General features: G+C 62.9%; 18 protein-coding genes and 1 pseudogene. 8 read left to right on the top strand and 11 right to left on the bottom strand.

Translation table 11 applies throughout. The features are described from left to right. Positions 1–37: 37 nt before the first annotated feature. The 3 genes from AB4O22_RS02410 to AB4O22_RS02400 all read left to right on the top strand — a co-directional run bounded on the left by AB4O22_RS02410 (position 38) and on the right by AB4O22_RS02400 (position 4751). Positions 38–1804, top strand: a complete 1767-nt coding sequence (locus AB4O22_RS02410; RefSeq protein ID WP_223471476.1) for an ATP-binding protein — start codon at positions 38–40, stop codon at positions 1802–1804. Then, positions 1797–3122, top strand: coding sequence for a sigma-54-dependent transcriptional regulator (locus AB4O22_RS02405; RefSeq protein ID WP_460095830.1), 1326 nt, complete (start codon positions 1797–1799; stop codon positions 3120–3122). Before AB4O22_RS02410 ends, AB4O22_RS02405 begins: the two co-directional genes overlap by 8 nt. 309 nt (positions 3123–3431) lie before the next feature. After that, positions 3432–4751, top strand: coding sequence for an MFS transporter (locus AB4O22_RS02400; RefSeq protein ID WP_057452573.1), 1320 nt, complete (start codon positions 3432–3434; stop codon positions 4749–4751). A gap of 124 nt (positions 4752–4875) precedes the next feature. Here AB4O22_RS02400 and AB4O22_RS02395 read toward each other — a convergent pair whose 3' ends face one another. Continuing rightward, positions 4876–5631, bottom strand: coding sequence for a COG4705 family protein (locus AB4O22_RS02395; RefSeq protein ID WP_223471474.1), 756 nt, complete (start codon positions 5629–5631; stop codon positions 4876–4878). 341 nt (positions 5632–5972) lie between these two features. Here AB4O22_RS02395 and AB4O22_RS02390 point away from each other — a divergent pair, with 341 nt between their 5' ends. Together AB4O22_RS02390 and AB4O22_RS02385 are read left to right on the top strand one after the other, a co-directional pair. After that, positions 5973–6422, top strand: a complete 450-nt coding sequence (locus tag AB4O22_RS02390) for a heme utilization protein (protein WP_460095829.1) — start codon at positions 5973–5975, stop codon at positions 6420–6422. A gap of 298 nt (positions 6423–6720) precedes the next feature. Next, a complete protein-coding gene (locus AB4O22_RS02385) occupies positions 6721–7341 on the top strand; it encodes a flavin reductase family protein (protein WP_223471472.1) in 621 nt (206 codons plus the stop codon). Positions 7342–7442: 101 nt separating this feature from the next. On the opposite strand, the gene AB4O22_RS02380 is transcribed toward AB4O22_RS02385, so the two are convergent. Further along, a complete protein-coding gene (locus tag AB4O22_RS02380; protein WP_024617534.1) occupies positions 7443–7688 on the bottom strand; it encodes a hypothetical protein in 246 nt (81 codons plus the stop codon). Between the two features lie 43 nt (positions 7689–7731). Then, entirely contained in the window at positions 7732–8085 is a 354-nt protein-coding gene (locus tag AB4O22_RS02375) for a putative quinol monooxygenase (protein ID WP_223471471.1), read from the bottom strand. Between the two features lie 328 nt (positions 8086–8413). On the opposite strand from AB4O22_RS02375, the gene AB4O22_RS02370 reads away from it, so the two are divergent. Beyond that, entirely contained in the window at positions 8414–9343 is a 930-nt protein-coding gene (locus tag AB4O22_RS02370; RefSeq protein ID WP_003205146.1) for an AraC family transcriptional regulator, read from the top strand. Between the two features lie 135 nt (positions 9344–9478). On the opposite strand, the gene AB4O22_RS02365 is transcribed toward AB4O22_RS02370, so the two are convergent. The 6 genes and pseudogenes from AB4O22_RS02365 to AB4O22_RS02340 form a co-directional block, all read right to left on the bottom strand. After that, entirely contained in the window at positions 9479–10534 is a 1056-nt protein-coding gene (locus AB4O22_RS02365) for an ABC transporter ATP-binding protein (RefSeq protein ID WP_223471470.1), read from the bottom strand. 15 nt (positions 10535–10549) lie between these two features. Then, the gene (locus AB4O22_RS02360) at positions 10550–11398 is read right to left on the bottom strand and encodes an ABC transporter permease (protein ID WP_003205149.1); all 849 of its coding nucleotides are present in this window, start codon (positions 11396–11398) and stop codon (positions 10550–10552) included. After that, a complete protein-coding gene (locus AB4O22_RS02355) occupies positions 11395–12303 on the bottom strand; it encodes an ABC transporter permease (protein WP_223471469.1) in 909 nt (302 codons plus the stop codon). Before AB4O22_RS02355 ends, AB4O22_RS02360 begins: the two co-directional genes overlap by 4 nt. A 345-nt stretch (positions 12304–12648) precedes the next feature. Continuing rightward, positions 12649–13752, bottom strand: coding sequence for an ABC transporter substrate-binding protein (locus AB4O22_RS02350; RefSeq protein WP_003205153.1), 1104 nt, complete (start codon positions 13750–13752; stop codon positions 12649–12651). 216 nt (positions 13753–13968) lie between these two features. Beyond that, a pseudogene (locus tag AB4O22_RS02345) lies at positions 13969–15416 on the bottom strand (aldehyde dehydrogenase family protein). Next, positions 15413–17050 (bottom strand): 5-guanidino-2-oxopentanoate decarboxylase, encoded by a 1638-nt coding sequence (locus tag AB4O22_RS02340; RefSeq protein WP_460097777.1) that lies wholly within the window; start codon positions 17048–17050, stop codon positions 15413–15415. Before AB4O22_RS02340 ends, AB4O22_RS02345 begins: the two are co-directional and overlap by 4 nt. Before the next feature lie 160 nt (positions 17051–17210). Here AB4O22_RS02340 and AB4O22_RS02335 point away from each other — a divergent pair, with 160 nt between their 5' ends. Then, positions 17211–18119: a LysR substrate-binding domain-containing protein gene (locus tag AB4O22_RS02335; RefSeq protein WP_003205161.1), complete on the top strand. Its 909-nt coding sequence runs from the start codon at positions 17211–17213 to the stop codon at positions 18117–18119. A 133-nt stretch (positions 18120–18252) separates the two neighbouring features. On the opposite strand, the gene AB4O22_RS02330 is transcribed toward AB4O22_RS02335, so the two are convergent. Next, positions 18253–19272 (bottom strand): alpha/beta fold hydrolase, encoded by a 1020-nt coding sequence (locus tag AB4O22_RS02330; RefSeq protein WP_223471468.1) that lies wholly within the window; start codon positions 19270–19272, stop codon positions 18253–18255. Positions 19273–19562: 290 nt separating this feature from the next. Beyond that, positions 19563–21875, bottom strand: a complete 2313-nt coding sequence (gene metE, locus AB4O22_RS02325) for a 5-methyltetrahydropteroyltriglutamate--homocysteine S-methyltransferase (protein WP_460095827.1) — start codon at positions 21873–21875, stop codon at positions 19563–19565. A gap of 109 nt (positions 21876–21984) precedes the next feature. Here metE and metR point away from each other — a divergent pair, with 109 nt between their 5' ends. Beyond that, entirely contained in the window at positions 21985–22902 is a 918-nt protein-coding gene (metR, locus tag AB4O22_RS02320) for a transcriptional regulator MetR (RefSeq protein ID WP_058546066.1), read from the top strand. Positions 22903–22993: the final 91 nt, after the last annotated feature.

Genomic DNA, 22993 nt, shown 5'->3' with positions numbered 1-22993 from the left:
ATCGTGCCCATCCCTGCCCTGCCCTTGAAACAATCAAATGCCCGCAATGCCGCGCCCCTTGCGCCTGCTCCTTGCCATCGTCCTGATCCTCGCCGGCGCAGCCCTTGCCGCCGTCCTCGCCGTGCGCCATGCCGAGCGCGTGGCCCTGGAGGAAGATGCTAGCCGGGCGAGCCAGCAACTGGCGCTGTACGCCAACTCCCTCCACACCCTGATCGAACGCTACCGCGCCCTGCCCGCCGTGCTGGCGCTGGACCCGCAGTTGCGTGATGCCCTCAAGGGCTCGCTGAGCGCGACGCAACAGGATGCATTGAATCGCAAACTGGAAAAAATCAACGGCGCCGCACAATCGTCCACGCTTGAATTGCTCGACCATACAGGCCTCGCCGTGGCGGCCAGTAACTGGCGTCTGCCCAGCAGCTACGTCGGGCACAATTATGGTTTCCGCCCCTACTTCATCCAGACTCGCACCCAGGGCACCGGGCGGTTTTATGCAGTGGGCGTGACCAGCGGTATTCCGGGTTATTTCTTATCCAGTGCGGTGACCGGCGACAATGATGACTTCCTCGGCGCGATGGTGGTAAAGCTGGAGTTTCCGGAGCTGGAGCGCGAATGGCGCCAAGGCAGCGACACCCTGCTGGTCAGCGATGCCCGGAGCATCATCTTCATCGCCAACCGCCCGGGCTGGCGTTATCGGCACTTGCAGCCGCTGAGCGACAGCGACCGCGCCGAGCTCAAGGCCACCCGTCAATATGACAAGCAACCATTGCAACCGCTGGCTTACGAAACGTTGCGGCGCTTTGACGACAATAGCCATCTGGCCCGGGTCGAGACGCCCGATGGCTCGACGGACTACCTGTGGGAATCCTTGCCGCTGACCGCCGAAGGCTGGACGCTGCACTTGCTGCGCCGTCCGCAGATCGCCTTCGAAGACCGTCGCAACGCCGGGCTCGCGGCCGCCGGGTCGTGGCTGGCGCTGGTGTTCCTGCTGCTGTTTCTCAACCAGCGCTGGCGCCTGGCAAAGTTGCGCCAGCGCAGCCGCGAAGAGCTTGAACGGTTGGTCGAAGAACGTACCCGGGATCTGCACACGGCCCAGGACGGGCTGGTGCAATCGGCCAAGCTGGCGGCACTGGGGCAGATGTCAGCGGCCCTGGCCCATGAAATCAACCAGCCCTTGACCGCCCAACGCATGCAATTGGCGACCCTGCGTTTGCTGCTCGATCATGGTCGGGTCGATGACGCCTACAAGGCCCTCAAGCCGGTGGACGACATGCTGACCCGCATGGCCGCCCTCACCGGTCACCTGAAGACCTTCGCCCGCAAAAGCCCCAGTGGCCTGCGCGAACGCCTGGACCTGGCGGCGGTGGTCGACCAGGCGCTGCAATTGCTGGACACGCGCCTGCGCGACGAACAGATCAGCACCGTGCTGCACCTGACTCGACCGGCCTGGGTGCGCGGCGATGCGATCCGCCTCGAACAGGTATTGATCAACCTGCTGCGCAACGCCCTCGACGCCATGGCCGACCAACCCATCAAGCGCCTGGAAGTGCGCCTGGAAGCCGATGAGCAATTGTGGCGCCTGACCGTCAGCGACAGCGGCACCGGGATCGCCGAGGAACACCTGGCCCAGGTGTTCGATCCATTCTTCACCACCAAGGCGGTGGGCGATGGCCTGGGTCTGGGGCTGGCGGTTTCGTTTGCAATCATCCATGAATCCGGTGGACGACTGACGGCGGACAACCATGAGCACGGCGCGGTATTCTGCGTGACCTTGCCCATTGATCAGGAGGCGCAACTGAATGCTTGATTCAGTCATGGCCGTTGATGACGAAGGCAGCATTCGCAGCGCCGTCGAGCAATGGTTGAGCCTGTCGGGGTTTCAGGTGCAGTTGTTCAGCCGCGCCGATGAATGCCTGGCCCGGTTGCCGGAGCATTTCCCTGGAGTGATCCTCAGCGATGTGCGCATGCCCGGCCTCAGTGGCCTGGAGCTGTTGGCCGAAGTACGCCGCCGCGATCCGGACCTGCCGGTGATTCTGTTGACCGGCCACGGCGACGTGCCGATGGCCGTGGAGGCCATGCGCGACGGCGCCTACGACTTCCTGGAAAAACCCTTCAGCCCCGAAGCCCTGCTCGGCAGCCTGCGCCGGGCCCTGGACAAGCGCACCCTGGTCCTGGAAAACCGTCGCTTGCATGAACAGGCCGACGCCCGGGGTCGCCTCGATGGTACGCTGCTGGGCGTTTCCCGTGCGTTGCAAAACCTGCGGCGCCAGGTGCTGGACCTCGCTGCACTGCCGGTCAACGTGTTGATCCGCGGCGAAACCGGCAGCGGCAAGGAACTGGTCGCCCGTTGCCTGCACGACTTCGGCCCGAGGGCGAGCAAACCCTTTGTCGCGTTGAACTGCGCGGCCATTCCCGAGGCGCTGTTCGAAGCGGAGCTGTTCGGTCATGAAAGCGGCGCCTTCACCGGCGCCCAGGGCAAGCGCATCGGCAAGCTCGAATACGCCGATGGCGGCACGCTGTTTCTCGACGAAATCGAGAGCATGCCCCTGGCCCAGCAGGTCAAGTTGCTGCGGGTGTTGCAGGAACAGAAGCTCGAACGCCTGGGCTCCAACCAGAGCATCCAGGTGAACCTGCGCATCATCGCCGCCACCAAGCCCGACCTGCTGGACGAAGCCCGGGCCGGACGTTTTCGCGAAGACCTGGCCTATCGCCTGAACATCGCCGAACTGCGCCTGCCACCGCTGCGCGAACGGCGCGAGGACATTCCCTTGCTGTTCGAACACTTCACCCACAGCGCCGCCGAACGCCTGGGTCGCCCCGCCGCGCCCCTGAGCGGCCCGCAGTTGAGCCATCTGCTCAGCCACGACTGGCCGGGCAACGTGCGGGAGCTGGCCAACGTCGCCGAACGCCAGGTGTTGGGGCTGGATCAACTCCCCGTCCTGGAGACGGAGCCGGGCCAATCCCTCGCGGCCCAACAGGAAGCCTTCGAAGCCCAATGCCTGCGCGCCGCCCTGACCCGGCACAAAGGCGATGTGAAAGCCGTGCTCGAAGAACTGCAACTGCCACGCCGCACCTTCAATGAAAAGATGCAGCGGCATGGGTTGAGTCGGGAGATGTTTTTGTAAGGCCCGCTGAATTCTTTGGGTCTGTACCGGCCTCATCGCGAGCAAGCTCGCTCCCACAGGGGCATGTGTAAGCCGGACGAAATGTGGGAGCGAGCTTGCTCGCGATGGGGCCAGTACAGACAACAACCCTCTCCCTGCATAAGCGGATTCCCGCCCACACCCCCAGCCACAATGAGCGATTTTCCGCTCACCTAGCGCCATGCCCCCCTCTAAACCGGCCTTCTGTCACCTGGCACAGCTCCTGCTATAGCCCTGTCAGGCTGCGTTCCCACGCGCTCCACAAAAACAATTAAACGAAGGGATCCTTCAATGGACAACTCCAACGCCCTGCCCCTTGGGTCGGCTGCCGTGCCCGCCCGTGAAAGAACCACCGCCAGCCGGATCAAATCGATCTTCAGCGGCTCGGTCGGCAACATGGTCGAGTGGTATGACTGGTACGTCTACGCCGCATTCTCGTTGTACTTCGCCAAAGTCTTCTTCCCCAAGGGCGACACCACCGCCCAATTGCTCAACACCGCCGCGATCTTCGCCGTGGGCTTCCTGATGCGCCCGATTGGCGGGTGGTTGATGGGTCTGTACGCCGACCGTGCCGGTCGCAAACGGGCGTTGATGGCTTCGGTGTACCTGATGTGCTTCGGCTCGCTGATCATCGCCTTGAGCCCGAGCTACGAAACCATCGGTGTCGGCGCGCCGATCCTGCTGGTGTTTGCCCGCCTGCTCCAAGGCCTGTCGGTAGGTGGCGAGTACGGCACCTCGGCGACCTACCTGAGCGAGATGGCGACCAAGGAACGTCGCGGCTTCTTCTCCAGCTTCCAGTACGTGACCCTGATCTCCGGCCAGCTCATCGCCCTGGGCGTGCTGATCGTGCTGCAACAGTTCCTCACCACCGAACAGCTGTATGCGTGGGGCTGGCGCATCCCGTTCGCCATCGGCGCGCTGTGTGCGATCGTGGCGCTGTACCTGCGTCGCGGCATGGAAGAAACCGAGTCGTTCACCAAGAAGGAAAAAGCCAAGGAAAGCGCGATGCGCACCTTGATGCGCCATCCCAAGGAACTGATGACCGTGGTCGGCCTGACCATGGGCGGCACCCTGGCCTTCTACACCTACACCACCTACATGCAGAAATACCTGGTGAACACCGTCGGCATGAGCATCTCCGACTCCACCACCATTTCTGCCGCCACATTGTTCCTGTTCATGTGCCTGCAACCGGTGATCGGCGGGCTGTCGGACAAGATTGGCCGCCGGCCGATCCTGATCGCCTTCGGCATCCTCGGCACCCTGTTCACCGTGCCGATCCTCACCACCTTGCACACCATCCAGACCTGGTGGGGCGCGTTCTTCCTGATCATGGCCGCGCTGATCATCGTCAGCGGCTACACCTCGATCAACGCCGTGGTGAAAGCAGAGCTGTTCCCCACCGAAATCCGCGCCCTGGGCGTCGGCCTGCCGTACGCACTGACCGTGTCGATCTTCGGCGGCACCGCTGAATACATCGCCCTGTGGTTCAAGAGCATCGGCATGGAAACTGGCTACTACTGGTACGTGACGGCCTGCATCGCCGTGTCGCTGCTGGTGTACATCACCATGAAAGACACCCGTAAGCACTCGCGGATCGTGACTGACTGACAGAGGGGGCCACAGTCACTGCAACGGTGACGGTGATGGCCCCGTCGCGAGCAAGCTCGCTCCCACAGGGTTGGCGTAAATCCCTGTGGGAGCGAGCCTGCTCGCGATTGGAGACGACTCGGTTTCAAGTCAACTCAGCAGCGCCCTGCTTGCCATAACGGTTCTGCGCATAGGTTGCGCCAACGATCATCACGATCAATATCCCCGCCAGCACCGCCGACGAGCCGATGGTGCCGAAGTCCAGGCCACCCTTGTCATGAGGCTTGGTCATCAAGTCGCCCAGCGTCGCTCCCAGGGGGCGCGTCAGCACGAACGCGATCCAGAACAACACCACTGACGAAATGCGGGTGAAGTACTTGAGCAGCACGACCACGGCAATGGTCGAGCCGATCAGCAATGCGCCGCCGGCAAAGCCCAGGCCCGAATCGTCGGCCAGGTAATCACCGAGCGCGGTGCCCAAGGTGTTGGAAAACAGAATCGCCATCCAATAGAACATCTCGCCGCGAAAGGTCTGCACCTTGGTGACGTTGAGCGAATCCCCACTCAGGCGCCAAGCCGCGAAGATCGCCAACAGAATCGCAATCAGGATCATCGACCCGGTGGCGTAACCCAACTCAAGGGTGCGATCCATGAAGTCGGACATTGTGGTGCCCGCAGTGCTGGTGGACAGGATCACGATCCAGTACAGCATCGGCTTGTAGGTCTTGGCCATCAGTTGGGTAACCAGTGTCAGGACGAACACGCTGATCAGAATCAGCGAGCTGATGGCGTAACCGACATCAAGGGTCATCGACAGCAAATCCCCCGCGGTTTCGCCCAGGGTGGTCGCGCAGATCTTCATGACCCAGAAGGCCAGGGTAATTTGGGGCAATTTATTCATCGCAGGGCAATCTCCAGTGTGTGACGGCAGGCTCTTGGTGACCATGGGGGGGCAGACTGGAGATGCATGGGTGAAAAACAGGTCGGGAATGTATGAAAAATCTGTCACACAGCCAAAACAGCGATTAATCACCCGTTAATGCTGGTGCTGCATCTTGGGCTCACCTGATCGATGACCTGCGCGACGTTCGCTCCGACGATGGAAGCGAATTGCATACGCCGCCCTTAATATCTATTTAATCGATTGTTTTTAGCATTATTTTGCGCTTTTCAATCAACTTAGTTGGCGTAGCATTCAACCCATGCAAGGCACATCGCCAACGCCCCCTAGGAGTAACCACCATGAAAACCAAACTGATCCTCGCCCTGACCCTGTCCGTACTCGCTGCCAACACCTTCGCCGCTGACGGTTTCGACCGCACCAGCTCGGCCATCGCCGCCGACGGTTATGACCGTACTAGCGCTGCCACCGTTGCTGCTGATGGCTTCGACCGCACTGGCAGCGCTACCGTCGCCGAAGACGGCTTCGACCGCACTGGCGGCGCTACCGTCGCTGAAGATGGCTTCGACCGTACTGGCGGCGCTACCGTTGCTGAAGATGGCTTCGACCGCACTGGCGGCGCTACCGTCGCTGAAGATGGCTTCGACCGTACTGGCGGCGCTACCGTTGCTGAAGATGGCTTCGACCGCACTGGCGGCGCTACCGTCGCTGAAGATGGCTTCGACCGCACTGGCGGCGCTACCGTCGCTGAAGATGGCTTCGACCGCACTAACACTGCTGCCATCAGCTAATCCGAGAACGACACCCTCACAGCCCGGCTTCGGCCGGGCTTAGTTATTTATGGGTCACAGGAAAACGGGCAGTCTTAGTCGAGCACAAAGTGAAAATCACTGAAGAACTAATGTGGGAGCGAGCCTGCTCGCGATGACATCATCCGACGCGGCAACGGTTGCGCGTTGTAAACAGCTATCGCGAGCAGGCTCGCTCCCACAAGGGTATCGGGCGCTCAGGTTTTGCTTGCTCGGCTGGAAATAACTCACCAACCCTTGCACTATCCCTTCGTTTTCAAACCATTCAGGACCCGGCCCGATGCCCGACGATATCCATTTCTACGAACCCGCCAACGGCCACGGCCTGCCCCATGACCCGTTCAACGCCATTGTTGGCCCGCGCCCCATCGGCTGGATTTCGTCCCAGGATGCCGAAGGCCGCCTGAACCTGGCGCCCTACAGTTTCTTCAACGCCTTCAACTACATCCCGCCGATCATCGGATTCTCCAGCGTCGGGCGCAAAGACAGCCTGAACAACATCGAACAGACCGGCGAATTCGCCTGGAACCTGGCCACGCGCCCGCTGGCCGAGCAGATGAACCAGAGCTGCGCGACGGTCGCGCCAGAGGTCAATGAGTTCGAACTGGCGGGTTTGACGACAGCGTCGTCACGGGTAATCCAGGTTCCGCGCGTCGCCGAAAGCCCGGTGTCCTTCGAATGCAAGGTCACGCAGATCATTCAACTGCAGCGGGCGGACAAAGGGCTGGTGCCAAGCTGGCTGATCCTCGGCGAAGTAGTCGCCGTGCATATCGCCAAGTGGCTGTTGAAGGATGGGGTATACGACACTGCCGCCGCCGAACCGATCTTGCGCGGTGGCGGGCCGGCGGATTATTTCCAGTTGGGGCCTGAGGCGTTGTTCAAGATGCATCGCCCTCGATAGAAGATTGCACTGTGGGAGCAAGGCTTGCCCGCGATGCAGGCCCCTCGGTTCCCAAGACAGACCGCGTGCCTTCATCGCGGGCAAGCCTTGCTCCCACAGCGTTAATCTCGTGGGTTCCAGACCAAGCCGCCCTCGTCGTCGACGCCTTTGAGGTGGGTCAGTTGCAGGGCTGCCGCTTCATCGGCTTTGACGGCGGTTTCGAAGGTCTGCTCTTCAAGGATCTTGTTGAAGCGCGGCGCGCCTGAGCCGCCGATGGCCTTGGTGGCAATGGCGGCATGGTAGCCGCCGCCTTCCTTGGGAACGACGGCGGAAACAGCTTCAAAGGTTTCAAAGGCTTTACGTGCCATGTCTTGTGCATCCTGGCGGTGGAAAATGACGCTCATTAAACCTTCAACCGGCCAGTTTGTGTACCTGCGCCCGGCACCCTTCGGTCGCCTGGGCGGCGGAGACTTCCCTGAAGGTATGAAAATCCAGGCTGCTCACCACCAGGTCCTGCACCAGCTCGGCGAAAATCGCCATGGCCGGTGAATTGAAGTAGGCATCCATCGACGGCTGATTGACCCACAGCCCCGACACCAGCCACAAATCAGCGTCGCATTGCGATTGCTGCAAGGCAAAGTGCAAGCAACCGGGAGCCAGGCGCGAGGGCGCGATCAGCGTACTCAGGCGCGCCCCCAGTTGCCTGGAGCAACCGGCACGGGCCCGGACGAAAGTCATGTGGCTGACGGGGATCTGTGTAGTCATGTTCAACCCTCCCAGGTAATCCGTTGTGCAGCCGGGGACAGGCTGCGACAGGATCAAAGGTTAAGCGCCACGACGCCAGTTTCGTTAGTCGATTCCTGCCGACCCATTGCACAATCCTGCGCATCGGCATCACAAAATTTGCCATCGATCCGGTCGAAACCAGGGAAGTTGAAACAAAAGGTTTCAAGCAAGTTTCCACAGCATTGCAGCGTCATGGCCCCTTGCGCCGTGCAGGATCAGGCAAGCTTTCAACAGGATGTTGCTACCGCTGCGCCTTGCACAAACATAAGCTTTTGTTCATCGCTCCCTATCGCCTGAGGATCCCGGCATGTCGCCACTCGACCACGCCCACGTCCCGCTGGACACGCACTTGGAACAACAGCGCGCCGAATTGGCGTCGATCATCGACCGCAATACCAGCGAAGACGGCAGCTATGCCACGGCCATCGGCTCGCTGAACCTGTCGCGCCACAGCAAGCCTCAAAAGTTCGCTCCGGTGCTGGCCCAACCGGCGCTGTGCATCATGGCCCAGGGCAGCAAACAGGTGCGCCTGGCGGATGAGCTCTTCAACTATGACCCGCTCCATTACCTGGTGGTCTCGGTGTCGATGCCGTTGAGCGGTTGCATCGCGGACGTTTCGCCGCAAGAGCCGATCCTCGCCCTGCGCCTGGACATCGACCCGGCGGAAATCACCGCACTGATCGCCGACGCCGGCCCCCTGGGTGTTCCGACCCGCCCCGCCGGACGGGGGCTGTATGTCGAACGCCTGGACACGCCGACGCTCGACGCCGTGCTGCGCCTGGCGCGGTTGCTCGATACACCGAAAGACATCGCCATGCTCGCGCCGCTGGTGCGCCGGGAAATCCTCTATCGCCTGCTGCGCAGTCCCCAGGGTTATCGGCTGTACGAAATCGCTATCGCCAACAGTCAGAGCCATCGCATCAGCCAGGCGATCAAGTGGCTCAACGGCCATTTCGAACAGCCGCTGCGCATCGATGACCTGGCCCGGGAAGTGAACCTCAGTGTCTCGACCCTGCATCACCGCTTCAAGGCCATGACCGCCATGAGCCCGCTGCAATACCAGAAGCAACTGCGCCTGCAGGAAGCCCGGCGGCTGATGCTGGCCGAAGGGCTGGAAGCCTCGGCGGCGGGGTATCGGGTGGGTTATGAAAGCCCTTCGCAGTTCAGCCGCGAGTACAGCCGGTTGTTCGGTGCGCCGCCGTTGCGGGATCTGGCGCGGTTGCGGATGACTGTTTGACCTGGGGTTTGTGTTGACTGGGCCGGCCCCATCGCGAGCAAGCTCGCTCCCACAGGGGTTCGCTGTTCACAACAATCAACTGTGGGAGCGAGCTTGCTCGCGATGAGGCCAGTAAAAGCACCTCATTTCTTGAACTCAGGCACCGAGCAACCGACACGCCTGCGCCGGTATGGTCACCGACACCGCATGCCCAATGCCCAGGTCCATGCCCTGGCAAGGCGTGTTCAGCGCCGTGAACGAGATCCCGGAACACTCCACCGTGGTCTCGACGGTCGCGCCAATGTCCCGCACGAACGTCACCTTGCCCAGCAACCGGTTACCCGCCGAGGCCTGGGGCGAGGACAGTTGCAGGTCTTCGGGGCGCACCAGCAACTTGATCTTCTCGCCAGCGATGACGCTATGGCTGGCCGGCACGTCCAGCGTGTCCCCGCCCGGCAGCCCGACCCGTCCGTTGCCCAGGGTGGTCGCCGGAAAAATGTTGCCTGAGCCGATGAAGTCGGCGACGAACTCATTGGCCGGGTGCCGGTAGATCTCGATCGGCGTACCGACCTGTTGCACCCGATGCTCCCCCAGCACCACGACGATGTCAGCCATGGTCATGGCTTCGCGTTGATCGTGGGTCACCAAAATGGTGGTGATGTTCAACCGCTTTTGCAGTTGGCGGATTTCCACTTGCATCGACTCGCGCAACTTCGCGTCCAGAGCCGACAGCGGTTCGTCCAGCAGGAGGATTTTCGGCCGGGCGGCAATGGCCCGGGCAATCGCCACGCGCTGGCGCTGGCCGCCGGACAGTTTCGCCACGGGCCGGTCGATCATCGCCTGGAGCTGGATCAGTTCCAGCAACTCCACCACCCGCGCCTGTTGCTCGGCCTTGCCCACGCCCCGCAGCTTCAGCGGATAGGCGATGTTCTCGCCGACGGTCATGTGGGGAAACAGGGCCAGCGATTGAAACACCATGCCGAAGTTGCGCAGGTGCGCCGGGGTGTGGCCGATGTCTTGGCCATCCAGGCGGATTTCGCCGCCGCTGAGGCTTTCCAGGCCGGCGATCATGCGCAGCAAGGTGGTCTTGCCACAGCCCGAAGGCCCGAGGAAACACACCAGTTTGCCCTCGGGCAAATGCAGGTTCACGTCCGTGACCGCGCAGGCCGAGCCGTAATGCTTCTCGACGTTTTCCAGTATCAGTCCAGTCATGTCTTCACCTCGAAATCAAAAGGAAACGCCGCCCTCGCCCACCAGCTTCTCCAACGCCCAGATCAACACGAAATCGATCAGCACGATGAGCACGGCAAACGAGAAAACGGTGGGGTCCAGCGATGACACGGTGCGGCTGTACATCCAGATCGGCACGGTCATGACATCGATGGTGTAGAGGAAATAGGTCACGGTGAATTCGTTGAACGAGACAATGAACGCCAGCAGCATCCCGGCGAGAATCCCCGACTTCATCAACGGCACCACCACATCGACGATGGCCCGCCGTGGTGTCGCCCCGAGCATTCGCGCGGCTTCTTCGACTTCACTGCCGATACCGAGCATGGCGGCGGTGCAGTTCTTCACCACGAACGGCAAGGCGAGGATCACGTGGGCAATGACCAGTCGCGAGGTGGTCATCTGGAATGGCAGGCTGTCGAACACCAGCAGCAGCGCCAACCCCAGCACCACCATGGGAAACACCAGCGGCAGCGACATCAGTTGCAACGCCACGGCCTTGCCACGGAACTCGCAACGGGTCAGCGCGTAGGCCGCCGGCACCGCGATCAGCGTGGCGAATATCATCGTCAGGCAGGCCACCAACAAACTGGTGCCCATGGCCTGGCCCAGGCTCAGCACGTCGCTGGCATCCGGCGATACGAAGGTGTGCCACGCCGCCCGATACCATTGCAGGCTGTAGCTGCTCGGCGGAAAGTCCAGGTTCGCCGCGCCGCTGAAGGACATGACGATCATGGTCAGGATCGGCAGCACCGCCAGCAACAGGATGAAACCCGACAGCAGCCCCACTGCGCGCCCGGTTTCACCGGGCAACAGCGACTGGCGTTTTTTGCTCAACGCGGTCATTGAGAAGCCTCCAGCATCCGTCGACGACGGCCGGTGAAATATTCGGACAGGGTCATGATCATCAGCGTGGTGACAATCAGCACCACCCCTGCAGCGGACGCGGCGGGCCAGTTCATCAACGGGGCAATCTGGTCGTGGACCATCACAGCCAACATCGGCACCCGCCGCCCACCCAACAGCAGCGGCACGACAAAGCTGCTGGCGTTGTAGGCAAACACCAGCGTCGCGCCGGTAATGATCCCTGGCAGGCTCATGGGCAGCACCACTTGGCGAAACACCTGGAAGCGGCTCGCGCCGAGGGTGGCGGCGGCCTCTTCATAACTGCGGGCAACGCCACGCATGGCGCTGGCGATGGGCAGCACGGCCAGCGGGAAGGCCGTCTGGACCAGGCCCATCAACACACCATTCTGGTTGTACAGCAGCATGATCGGCCGCTTGATCAGGCCCAGGCCCATGAGCGCCTGATTGAGCATGCCGGCAGGGCCGAGGATCACCAGCCAGCCATAGCTTTGCAGCAGCAGGTTGACCAACAGCGGTAACAGCACCGCCGCCAGGAACACCCGCCGCAACAACGGCGAGGCCAGGCGCGACATGGTGTAGGCCACAGGGATCGCCAGCAGCACGGCGATCACCGCACTGATCAACGCAAGGCGCAAGGTCAGCAGCAGGGACTTGAGGTAATAAGGCTCCAGCAACTGCCCGTAGCTGGCGAGGCTGAACCCACTCCACTCCGCGCCCTTGGTGCCGACGCTCATGCGCAGCACCAACAGGCTGGCAGCGATCAGCACGCCGAGAAACAACATCGACGGCGACAGGAACAGCCAGGCTCGGCGGGTGGGGGAAATCTCCCGGGGTGGACGCATGGGCGCGACACTCTGGTGACGGGTTAATGGTAGGTGTTCCATGGCAAGATCTCGTCAGTGGAAAACGACAGAACAAACACAATCTCAAAACAACCCAATCCCCGTGGGAGCGAGCCTGCTCGCGAAGGCGACAGCACAGTCAGCATCTCCATCAACTGAACCACCGCTATCGCGAGCAAGCTCGCTCCCACACTGGTTCTCGGCTGGGCCGCAAGACCAATGCACACCCCAATGCCCCTGTGGGAGCGAGCTTGCTCGCGATGGCGACGGCACAGTCAGCATCTCCAGCAACTGACTCACCGCTATCGCGAGCAAGCCCGCTCCCACACTGGTTCTCGGGCGGTCACAGAGGCCGCATTGCTGGGCAGCCGGTGTCGGGCGTTCGTTTCAGGAAGAGAAGATTTCCGTGTACCGGCGGATCCATTGGTCATGCACCGTCGCCAGGAAGGCGTTGTCGTGCATGATCGCTTTGTCGGCGATTTGCTCCGGGGTCAGGATGTAGGGGCTCTTGCGCGCTTCGCTGGAGATGATGGCCTTGGCGTTGACCGGGCCGTTGAAGATGTCTTCGGCCATCTTGCCCTGCACCAGCGGGTCGAGGGAGTGGTCGATGAAGGCGTAGGCCAGGTCGGTGTCGCCCGGGCGGTTTTTCGGCATGACCGAGAGCATCAGGTCGGTATAGAAACCTTCCTTCATGCCGAACGTCGCCCCCAGGCTGTAGGCCGGGTCGCGGATCTGCTTGGGGAAAAACGCTGGCGCATACAAGCCGCCCATGTCCAGGGAGCCGGTGCGAAACAACTCGGCGATCTGGTTCGGGTTTTCCCCCAGGGTCACCACCCGGTCCTTGAGCTCGGCGAGTTTCTTGAAGCCGGGCTCGATGTTGTGTTCGTCACCACCGGCCAGCTTGGCGGCGATGATGATCAGGTCCATGGCCTCGGTCCAGTTCGGCGGCGGCAGGAAGATGTTCGGCGCCAGCTCCGCATCCCAAAGCGCGGCGTAACTGTCCGGCGCCTGACTCAAGGTCCGGGTGCTGTAGACCAGGCTGTTGCACCACAGCAGGTAACCGATGCCATGGCCGCCAGCGCCGGTGCGGTATTGCGCCGGCACGTCGGCCAGGTTGGGAATGCGGTTGAGGTCGGGTTTTTCCAACAGCCCGGCGGCGGCCAGGCCCTCGGCGCCGACGCCGGCCAGGGTGATGATGTCGTACTGCGGCCGGTCACCACCGGCCTTGAGCTTGGCGACCATTTCCGAGGTACTGCCGGTGCGGTCGGCAATGACCTTGGCCCCGGTCTTGGCCTCGAAGGTGGCGGCGATGTTGCGCAACGCCGCCAGCCCGGTGTCATCGGACCAGGTGAGCAGGCGCAGGGTCTTGCCGACGAACCGCGTATCGCTGGCCCGGGCGCTGATGAAGGGCACGCTCATGGCGGCCGCCGCTACCGAAACCACACTTGCAGTCTTGATGAATTGACGTCTGTTCAGATCATGCTCGCCCATGGAGGACTCCCTTTATTCTTTTAAGTATGAGGTGGGTAAAAACCGTTGCGCCCGCACCGTTCGACGTCGAGCAAAGCCCCGTACAACAAGGGCTTCACCGCCGTCTGCGGCCATCCTGAGGTTGTGCAAAATCCCTGACTATCGAAAAAAACTCATTGGAGCCATGTTCCTGGCGCATGCCTTTTTTCGAGGCATGCGTGACCTGATAACGTGCCGTCAGACCGCCCGGATCACATGCTTGATTTCCTGAAACGCGGCCAATCCCCAGGGCCCCAATTCGCGGCCGAGACTGCTCTGTTTGTAACCGCCCCACGCCGCCTGGGGGAAAATCACCTGCGGCGCGTTGATCCACACCAGCCCTGCCTGCAAAGCGTTGGCCACCTCTTCGGCAGCCGCCGTATCACGGCTGACCACGCTGGCCACTAGGCCGAAACGGCTGTCGTTGGCCAGGGCGATCGCCTGCGCCGGGGTGCTGAAACGGCGCACGCACAACACAGGCCCGAAGATCTCTTCGCACCACAACGCACTGTCCAGGGGCACGTCGGTGAAGATTGTCGGCTGTAAAAAAAGCCGCGCGGCAGATGCGCGGGTCGCTGCCCACCGCACACCAGCGTCGCTGCGGCGCTCAAGCCACGGTCGATGTGCCCCAGCACCCGCTGGTATTGCGCCTGGTTCACCAGCGCGCCCATCTCCACATCCGGGTCGAACGGGTCGGCCACGCGGATCGCCTCGGCGCGGGTCTTGAGCCGTTGCAGGAATTCATCGGCCAGTTCATCGGCGACCAACACACGACTGGTGGCCGAACACATCTGCCCGGCATTGAAGAAACCACCACCGCAGGCCAGCTCCACCGCCAGGTCCAGGTCGGCATCGGCCAGCACCAGCAGGGACGATTTGCCGCCCAGTTCCAGGCTCACGCCCTTCACCGTTTCCGCCGCCCGTTGCATCACCTGCACACCCACCGCATTGCTGCCGGTGAAGGAAATCTTTGCCACGCGCGGGTCCGCCGCCAATGGCGCCCCAACTGCCAGGCCCGTGCCGCAGACCAGGTTGAACACGCCGTCGGGCAACCCGCATTCGGCGATGATCGACGCTAGTTCCAGCTCCGGCAACGGCGTGACCTCCGACGGCTTGAGCACCACGCAGCAGCCGGCAGCCAACGCCGGGGCGAGTTTCCAGGCCGTGGTGACCATCGGGAAATTCCACGGCACGATCAGGCCGACCACGCCGCAGGGTTCGCGGCGCAGGCGTGCGCTGAAATCAGCACTGGGCAACGCCAGCGGGCTGTCTTGCCGGGCGTCCAGGCCTTCGGCCAACTCGGCGTAATACTCGAAGGTGGCGACCACATCGTCGACATCGATGGCCGCTTCGAACAGCGGTTTGCCGTTGTTGCTCGATTGCAGGTGCATCAACCGTTCACGAGCGTCCCGCACGCCAGCGGCAATCCGGCGCAGAATCGCGCCACGCTCGGCGCCGGTGGTGTTCGACCAGTGCGTGAAGGCCTGGGTCGCCGCGTTCAACGCCTGATCGACAGCGCCCTCGTCGCCGCCATAAACGGTGGTCAGCAGCGCTTCGGTCGCCGGGTTGATCACCCGCAGCGGTTGATCGCCGGCCAACCACTCACCGTTGATGTACAGCCCGTCTTGCGTCGTAGGGAAATTCATTTCGACACCTGCGCCATCCAGGTTGCCTGGTCGATTTCGATCAGCGTCGGGCCCTGCCGGTCGCAAGCGGCGAGCAACGCGGCGTGCAGTTGCGCCACGCCGTCGATGGCTTCGGCAGCGCAGCCCAAGGCCTTGGCGACGCCGATGAAATCCGGGGTGTAGATGTCCACGCCCACCGGTTCGATGGCGCGGTTGACCATGTATTTCTTGATCTCTTCGTAGCCCTGGTTATTCCACAGCAGCACGATCACCGGCGTGCGCGCCTCCACGGCGCTGGCCAGTTCCGGCAGGGTGAACTGCAACCCGCCGTCGCCAATCAAACACACCACCGGCGGGCGACCGTGGCCCCGGTCCTTGCCACCTAGCCAGGCACCAATGGCCGCTGGCAAGGCGTAGCCGAGGGTGCCGTAGCCGGTGGATGAATTGAACCAGCGGCGCGGCTGCTCCGGGTTGAAGGTCAGGTTGCCGGTGTACACCGGTTGGGTCGAATCGCCGACGAACACCGCCTCCGGCAGCGCTTGCAAGACGGTGTCGAGAAACAAGGTCTGGGCACGGGTCGCCGCGTCCCAACTGCCTTGAAGATCCGCGCGCAACCGGGCGGCACGCGTAGCGCCCCAATCGTCACGGCGCTCGGCCAAGGGGGGCTGGCTCAAGGCGTCGAGCACGGCCCGGGCGGCGACGCGGGCGTCGGCCACCAGCGCCAGGTGCGGCGGGTAGTTGCGCACGGTCTGGTCCGGGTCGATGTCGATGCGCAGCAGCGCACCGGGGATCTCGAAGCCGCCGGCGAAGGTAATGTCGTAGTCGGTCTCGGCCAGCTCGGTGCCGATGGCCAGCACCACATCCGCCTCGGCCACCAACGCGCGGGTGGCGACCAGGCTCTGGGTGGAGCCGATCAGCAACGGATGGCGGGCCGGCAACAGGCCCTTGGCATTGATGGTCAACGCCACTGGCGCGCCGAGGCGTTCGGCCAGTTCGGTCAATTCGGCCGCCGCGTCGAGGGCTCCGCCGCCGGCCAGGATCAATGGCCGCTTGGCCGATGCCAGCGTTGCCGCCATTTGCGCCACGGCACTCGGCGCAGCACCGGCGCGGTTGATGTTCACCGGCACGCTGGCGAGCAGGGCATCGGCGTCTTCGACCAGCACGTCCAACGGAATTTCGATGTGCACCGGCCGCGGGCGTCCAGCCTGGAACACGGCGAACGCCCGAGCCAGCACGCCGGGCAATTCAGCGGCGGACATCAGCGTGTGGGAAAACGCCGCCACCCCACCCACCAATGCAGCCTGGTTCGGCAGTTCATGCAACTTGCCGCGCCCGCCGCCCAACTGGCTGCGCGACTGCACGCTGGAGATCACCAGCATCGGGATCGAATCGGCGTAAGCCTGGCCCATGGCGGTGGTGATGTTGGTCATGCCGGGGCCGGTGATGATGAAACACACGCCGGGCTTGCCGCTGACCCGGGCGTAACCATCGGCCATGAAGCCTGCGCCCTGTTCATGACGCGGGGTCACATGGCGGATGCTGGAACGGGCCAGCCCGCGGTACAACTCGACGGTGTGCACGCCAGGAATGCCGAACACCTGCTCCACGCCATACGCTTGGAGTAACTTGACCAATACTTCGCCGCACGTCGCCATTGCCATTGCCTTTTTCTTGTCGTGTAAAGGGCCTCGCACAGCCTGCGGCGGGACCCTTTTTTGTCTTGGGAATGGCGTTATTGGAACGGTCCGACCATAGCGGCAACAATGGATAAAAAGTCATACTAGCCATGTCCTCACGTCATGGCTTGGATCCGAAATGAAACGACTTCCCCCGCTGCCGGCGCTGCACACGTTTCTGATCACGGCCCAATGCTGCAACTTCACCCGGGCCGCCGAACAACTGCACATCACCCAGGGCGCGGTGAGCCGGCAGATCGCCGGGCTGGAAGATCATCTGGGTTATGCGCTGTTCCAGCGCCAGGCACGCGGCCTGAGCCTGACCGCCGAAGGCCAGGCCTGGCTACCCCGAGTGCAGCAGGTGTTCAGCCTGATCGGCGAAGCGGTCGAGCAGGTCGGCGAAAAACGCCAGACCCTGCAACTCAAGGCTCCGACCTGCGTGATGCGCTGGCTGCTGCCGCGCCTGTTGCAATGGCAGAAGGAACGGCCGGACGTGCCGGTGGAACTGACCACCACGGTCAGGCACGGCGTGGACTTCCAGCGCGAAGCCTTCGACGCCGCGGTGGTCTATGGCCCACCACCTGACGCCTCGCTGGCGTGCGTGCATCTGTTCGATGAACAACTGACGCCCGTCTGCTCTCGCCCGATCCTGGAAGGCCCGGTGCCGCTGCGTGAACCCGCCGACCTGCAACAACACCTGCTGTTGCACCCCACCCGTGACGAGCGCGACTGGAACGCCTGGCTGGCGGCGGCCGATGTGCACTTGAGCAATGTCAGCAAGGGCCAGCATTTCGAAACCCTGGACCTGGCGATGTCCATGGCTTCCCAAGGCACTGGCGTGGCGATTGGCGACTGGTCGCTGATCGGCGACGACCTGAGCGCCGGCCGGCTGGTGATGCCGTTCGAGCTGAAGGTCAAGACCGGCCTGGGTTATCACCTGGTGCACCCGCACAAACCCCAAGTGTCGGGGCCGTTGCAGGAATTGATGGGGTGGTTGGTGGAGCAGGCCCAGGCGCGGTCCTGTGGGAGCAAGGCTTGCCCGCGATGAAGGCGACGCGGTCTTGATCATTCCCACGCTCCTGCGTGGGAATGCCGCCAGGGACGCTCCGCGTTCCGCTTCTGGAAGGTGACGCGGAGCGTCACGGGATGCATACCCACGCAGAGCGTGGGAACGATCAAGATCAGAGCAGATTAGGCGCCTGCACCGGCTCGATCTGCGCCCAGTGCGACGTGTCTTCACGGTGCTGCTGCAGATACGGCAACACGGCCCCTAGCAACGGCGCCTTGAATGCTTCCTGGAAACGATGGGCCAGGCCCGGGATCAACTTCAACTGGCTGCCTTGGATGTGCGCCGCCAGATGCACGCCGTGCATCACCGGCAGCAAAGGATCGGCGGTGCCGTGGACCACCAGGGTCGGCACCCGCAGTTGATTGAGCAGCGCCACCCGACTCGGCTCGGCCATGATCGCCATGATCTGGCGCTTCACGCCTTCGGGGTTGAAGGCCCGGTCATAGGCCACGGCGGCCTGATGCAGCAATGCCTGGCGATCATCCACCACCATCGGGCTGCCCAACGCGGCCAGCAGATCGGCCTGCTGCTGCAGGGCCGCTTCGCGATTCGGCGCACTGCGCCGCGACAGCAACTGCACCAGCGCGGCGCTGGGTGCGGGCAAGCCTTCGGCACCGGAACTGGTCATGATCAGGGTCAGGCTTTCGACCCGCTGCGGCGCCATGGCGGCCATGTGCTGGGCGATCATCCCGCCCATGCTCACGCCCAACACATGGAAGCTTTGCACCTGCAAGGCGTCCATCAGTCCCAGCCCATCATCGGCCATGTCGGTCAAGGTATAAGGCGCGGCCACGGGCAAGCCGAGTTTGTAGCGCAGGGCTTCGAAGGTCAGGTTGGCGCTGCCGGGAGCCTGGCGCCAGGTGGACAGGCCGACGTCGCGGTTGTCGTAGCGAATCACCCGGAAACCCTGCTCGCACAGGGCGACCACCACTTCGTCCGGCCAATGGATCAACTGCCCACCCAGGCCCATCACCAGCAACAGCGCCGGATCCGAAGCACGGCCAACGCTCTGGTAGGCCAGGCTCACCTGATCCAGATCGACCCGTTGGGTCGCAACATTGATGTCACACCGAGAAGCCGCCATCGACGGCAGGCCGAAAAACAACGCGGCCAGGAAAATGAATACACGCATGAAGAAACACCGAAACGCAGAACCCCAGTAGAGCGCGAGTCTGATGAAGTTTGTTCAAGCGCGCTGCCACAGTTGCGTGACAGTTTGATGAAGATTGCCGAATGGTTGCCTGCGCGAAGGATATATCTGTGGGTAAGGATGTATCTGTGGGTAAGGATGTATCTGTGGGTAAGGATGTATCTGTGGGAGCAAAGCTTGCTCGCGATACAGGCACCTCGATTCCAGAGAAATCGCGCTGGCTTCATCGCGAGCAAGCTTTGCTCCCACAGGTACCCGCCCATGCGTCAGCTTCAGGCCAGCTGGCTACGCAACTGCCGCGCCGCCGCCACCATATTCACCAGTGCCGCTTCCGTTTCCGGCCAGCCCCGGGTTTTCAACCCGCAGTCGGGGTTGATCCACAGCCGCTCGGCGGCGATCCGTTTTACCGCCTTGCTCATCAGCGCAACCATCTCGGCCGTGTCCGGCACCCGTGGCGAGTGGATGTCGTAGACGCCCGGGCCGATGTCGTTCGGGTAGTCGAACGCCTCGAAAGCCTCCAGCAACTCCATGTCCGAACGCGAAGTCTCGATGGTGATGACATCGGCATCCATGTCGGCGATGGCCTTGATCACATCATTGAATTCGCTGTAGCACATGTGGGTATGGATCTGGGTTTCATCAGCCACCCCCGACGCGCACAAACGGAACGCGTCAACCGCCCAATCCAGGTACTCCTGCCATTGCCCGCGACGCAGCGGCATCCCTTCGCGGAACGCCGCCTCGTCGATCTGCACAATCTTGATCCCGGCCTTTTCCAGGTCCAGCACTTCGTCCCGCAGGGCCAGGGCCAGTTGTTGCGCCTGGACCTGGCGCGACACATCTTCGCGGGGGAACGACCACATCAGCATGGTCACGGGGCCGGTGAGCATGCCTTTCATGACCTTGTCGGTCAGGCTTTGCGCGTAGCGGATCCAGTCGACGGTCATGGCGCTCGGCCGACTGATGTCGCCATAGATGATCGCCGGTTTCACGCAGCGCGAACCGTAGCTCTGCACCCAACCGAAACGGGTGAAGACGTAGCCGTCCAGTTGCTCGGCAAAGTATTCCACCATGTCGTTGCGCTCGGCTTCACCGTGCACCAGCACGTCCAGGCCCAGGCGCTCCTGGATCTGCACGGCATGGCGGATCTCGGTGTGCATGGCGTCCTGATAGTCGTTGGCCGACAGCTTGCCTTGCTTGTAGGCCTGGCGTGCCAGGCGAATGGCCGGGGTCTGCGGGAAGGAACCGATGGTGGTGGTGGGAAAGGCCGGCAGTTTCAGTCGGGCGCGCTGGCCTTCGATGCGTTTGGCAAACGGTGAACGCCGCTGGCTGTCCTGTGGCCCGATTGCCGCCAGGCGCGCCTGGACCGCGGGTTTGTGAATGCGCGCCGAGCTGGCGCGACTGGCCTGCACCTGGCGGCTGTCGGCCAAGGCCTGCTGCACAGCGGGGGCCTGGGGATCGTTCAGGGCATCACGCAGCACCGCGACTTCACCGCATTTCTGCACGGCAAAGGCGAGCCAGCTCTTGAGTTCCGGATCGAGGCGGTCTTCACGCTCCAGGTCCACCGGGCTGTGCAGCAGCGAGCACGAGGTGCTGACCCAGAGGTTGTCGCCAAAGCGCTCCTGGGCCGGTTGCAACTGCGCCAGCGCCTGTTCCAGTTCGCAGCGCCAGACGTTGCGCCCGTTGACCAGGCCCACCGAAAGAATCTTGTAGGTCGGCAGGCGGTCCAGCACCTGGCCCAGTTGTTCCGGGTCACGTACCGCGTCGATGTGCAAGCCGTCCACCGGCAGGCTCACCGCCAGGCCGAGGTTGTCTTGCAGGCCACTGAAATAGGTGGCCACGAGTTTTTTCAGCGGCGAGTACTGGAGGATGTGATAAGCCCGCTCGAAAGCGCTCTTCCAGGCTTGAGGCAGATCGAGGGTAAGGATCGGTTCGTCGATCTGCACCCATTCCACGCCCTGGGCCTTGAGGCGGTTGAGGATTTCCCCGTAGACCGGCAGCAGGCGCTCCAGCAGGTCGAGCTTGTCGAACGCCTCGCCCTTGGCCTTGCCCAGCCACAAGTAGGTCAACGGGCCGATGATCACCGGTTTGACCTGATGGCCCAAGGCATGAGCCTCGTCCACTTCATCGAACAACTGTTCCCAGCTCAGGGCGAAGGTCTGGTCGGCGGAAAACTCCGGGACCAGGTAGTGGTAGTTGGTGTCGAACCACTTGGTCAGCTCCTGGGCGTATTGCGCCTGGCCGTGGTCGGCACCGCAGCAACTGGCCGTGGCGCCACGGGCCATGGCGAACAGGGTGTCGAGGGTCGGCCGGCCCTGGGCATTCAAGGTGCTGTGGAAACGCTGTGGAACCACGCCCAGGGTCAAGGAGTGGCTGAGCACCTGGTCGTACCAGGCAAAGTCGCCGACGGGCAGCAGGTCGATGCCGGCGTCTTTCTGCAATTGCCAGTGCCGGGCCCGCAGTTCGCGACCCACCGCCTGCAACGCGGCCGGGGCCAGGTCACCTTTCCAGTAGGCTTCGAGGGCTTTTTTCAGTTCGCGGTCGGCGCCGATGCGGGGAAAACCGAGGGTGTGGGCCAGGGCCATGGTGTGCGTCCTCCTGTAAAAGATGGCGCCATTGTCGACAGCTGACCCTACATGAGACAAACTCAACCTTTTCGTGTTGATCACAAGTTTTACTCATGGAGCAACTCCGGTGCTTGAACTCCGTCACCTCAAGACCCTGCACGCCCTGCGCGAAGCCGACAGCCTGGTCGAAGCCGCCGAACGCCTGCACCTGACCCAATCCGCTCTCTCCCACCAGTTCAAGGAACTGGAAGAGCGCCTGGGCATGCAGTTGTTCGTGCGCAAGACCAAGCCGGTACGGTTCACCAGCGCCGGCCTGCGCCTGTTGCAACTGGCCGATGCCGCCCTGCCCTTGCTGCGCGGCGCCGAACGGGATATCGCCCGCCTGGCGGGCGGCACCGCCGGACGGCTGCACATGGCCATCGAGTGCCATAGCTGCTTCCAGTGGTTGATGCCGACCATCGATCAGTTCCGCGATGCCTGGCCGGAAGTCGAACTGGACCTGGCCTCGGGCTTCGCCTTCGCGCCGTTGCCAGCCCTGGCCCGGGGCGACCTCGACCTGGTGGTGACCTCCGACCCGCTGGAACTGGCCGGCATCACCTACGTGCCGCTATTCACCTACGAAGCGATGCTCGCCGTGGCCAACCAGCATCGACTGGCGGGCAAGCCCTACATCGTGCCCGAGGACCTGATCAGCGAAACCCTGATCACCTACCCGGTGGAGCGCGACCGGCTGGACATCTTCACCCGCTTCCTGGAACCGGCCGACATCGAACCGGCCCAGGTACGCACCTCTGAACTGACGGTGATGATGATGCAACTGGTGGCCAGCGGTCGCGGCGTCTGCGGCATGCCGCACTGGGCCCTGCATGAATACAGCTCGCGGGGCTACGTGAAAGCCAAGCGGCTGGGAGAGAAAGGCTTGTTTGCCACGCTGTATGCGGCGGTGCGCACCGACATGCTCGACGCGCCGTACATGCGCGACTTTTTGCTGACGGCCAAGGACACGTCGTTCTCCACACTCGACGGCGTCAGTGCCGTGCGCTGAAGCACAGGGGGTTTCACTCGGTGTGCAAAATGACCATCCGTCTTGATCTCGCACTCGCCTGTCAGATCTGACAGGCGACACTCTTCTCCTT

The organism is Pseudomonas sp. S3_B11, from assembly GCF_054667715.1.
Note: the sequence above shows the minus strand (reverse complement) of the source record. Positions and strands in the feature narration are given on the sequence as shown.

Coding starts and splice junctions, on each gene's coding strand:
- AB4O22_RS02410 (WP_223471476.1), top strand. CDS start 38: ATGCCCGCAATGCCGCGCCCCTTGCGCCTGCTCCTTGCCATCGTCCTG.
- AB4O22_RS02405 (WP_460095830.1), top strand. CDS start 1,797: ATGCTTGATTCAGTCATGGCCGTTGATGACGAAGGCAGCATTCGCAGC.
- AB4O22_RS02400 (WP_057452573.1), top strand. CDS start 3,432: ATGGACAACTCCAACGCCCTGCCCCTTGGGTCGGCTGCCGTGCCCGCC.
- AB4O22_RS02395 (WP_223471474.1), bottom strand. CDS start 5,631: ATGAATAAATTGCCCCAAATTACCCTGGCCTTCTGGGTCATGAAGATC.
- AB4O22_RS02390 (WP_460095829.1), top strand. CDS start 5,973: ATGAAAACCAAACTGATCCTCGCCCTGACCCTGTCCGTACTCGCTGCC.
- AB4O22_RS02385 (WP_223471472.1), top strand. CDS start 6,721: ATGCCCGACGATATCCATTTCTACGAACCCGCCAACGGCCACGGCCTG.
- AB4O22_RS02380 (WP_024617534.1), bottom strand. CDS start 7,688: ATGGCACGTAAAGCCTTTGAAACCTTTGAAGCTGTTTCCGCCGTCGTT.
- AB4O22_RS02375 (WP_223471471.1), bottom strand. CDS start 8,085: ATGACTACACAGATCCCCGTCAGCCACATGACTTTCGTCCGGGCCCGT.
- AB4O22_RS02370 (WP_003205146.1), top strand. CDS start 8,414: ATGTCGCCACTCGACCACGCCCACGTCCCGCTGGACACGCACTTGGAA.
- AB4O22_RS02365 (WP_223471470.1), bottom strand. CDS start 10,534: ATGACTGGACTGATACTGGAAAACGTCGAGAAGCATTACGGCTCGGCC.
- AB4O22_RS02360 (WP_003205149.1), bottom strand. CDS start 11,398: ATGACCGCGTTGAGCAAAAAACGCCAGTCGCTGTTGCCCGGTGAAACC.
- AB4O22_RS02355 (WP_223471469.1), bottom strand. CDS start 12,303: ATGGAACACCTACCATTAACCCGTCACCAGAGTGTCGCGCCCATGCGT.
- AB4O22_RS02350 (WP_003205153.1), bottom strand. CDS start 13,752: ATGGGCGAGCATGATCTGAACAGACGTCAATTCATCAAGACTGCAAGT.
- AB4O22_RS02340 (WP_460097777.1), bottom strand. CDS start 17,050: ATGGCGACGTGCGGCGAAGTATTGGTCAAGTTACTCCAAGCGTATGGC.
- AB4O22_RS02335 (WP_003205161.1), top strand. CDS start 17,211: ATGAAACGACTTCCCCCGCTGCCGGCGCTGCACACGTTTCTGATCACG.
- AB4O22_RS02330 (WP_223471468.1), bottom strand. CDS start 19,272: ATGCGTGTATTCATTTTCCTGGCCGCGTTGTTTTTCGGCCTGCCGTCG.
- metE (WP_460095827.1), bottom strand. CDS start 21,875: ATGGCCCTGGCCCACACCCTCGGTTTTCCCCGCATCGGCGCCGACCGC.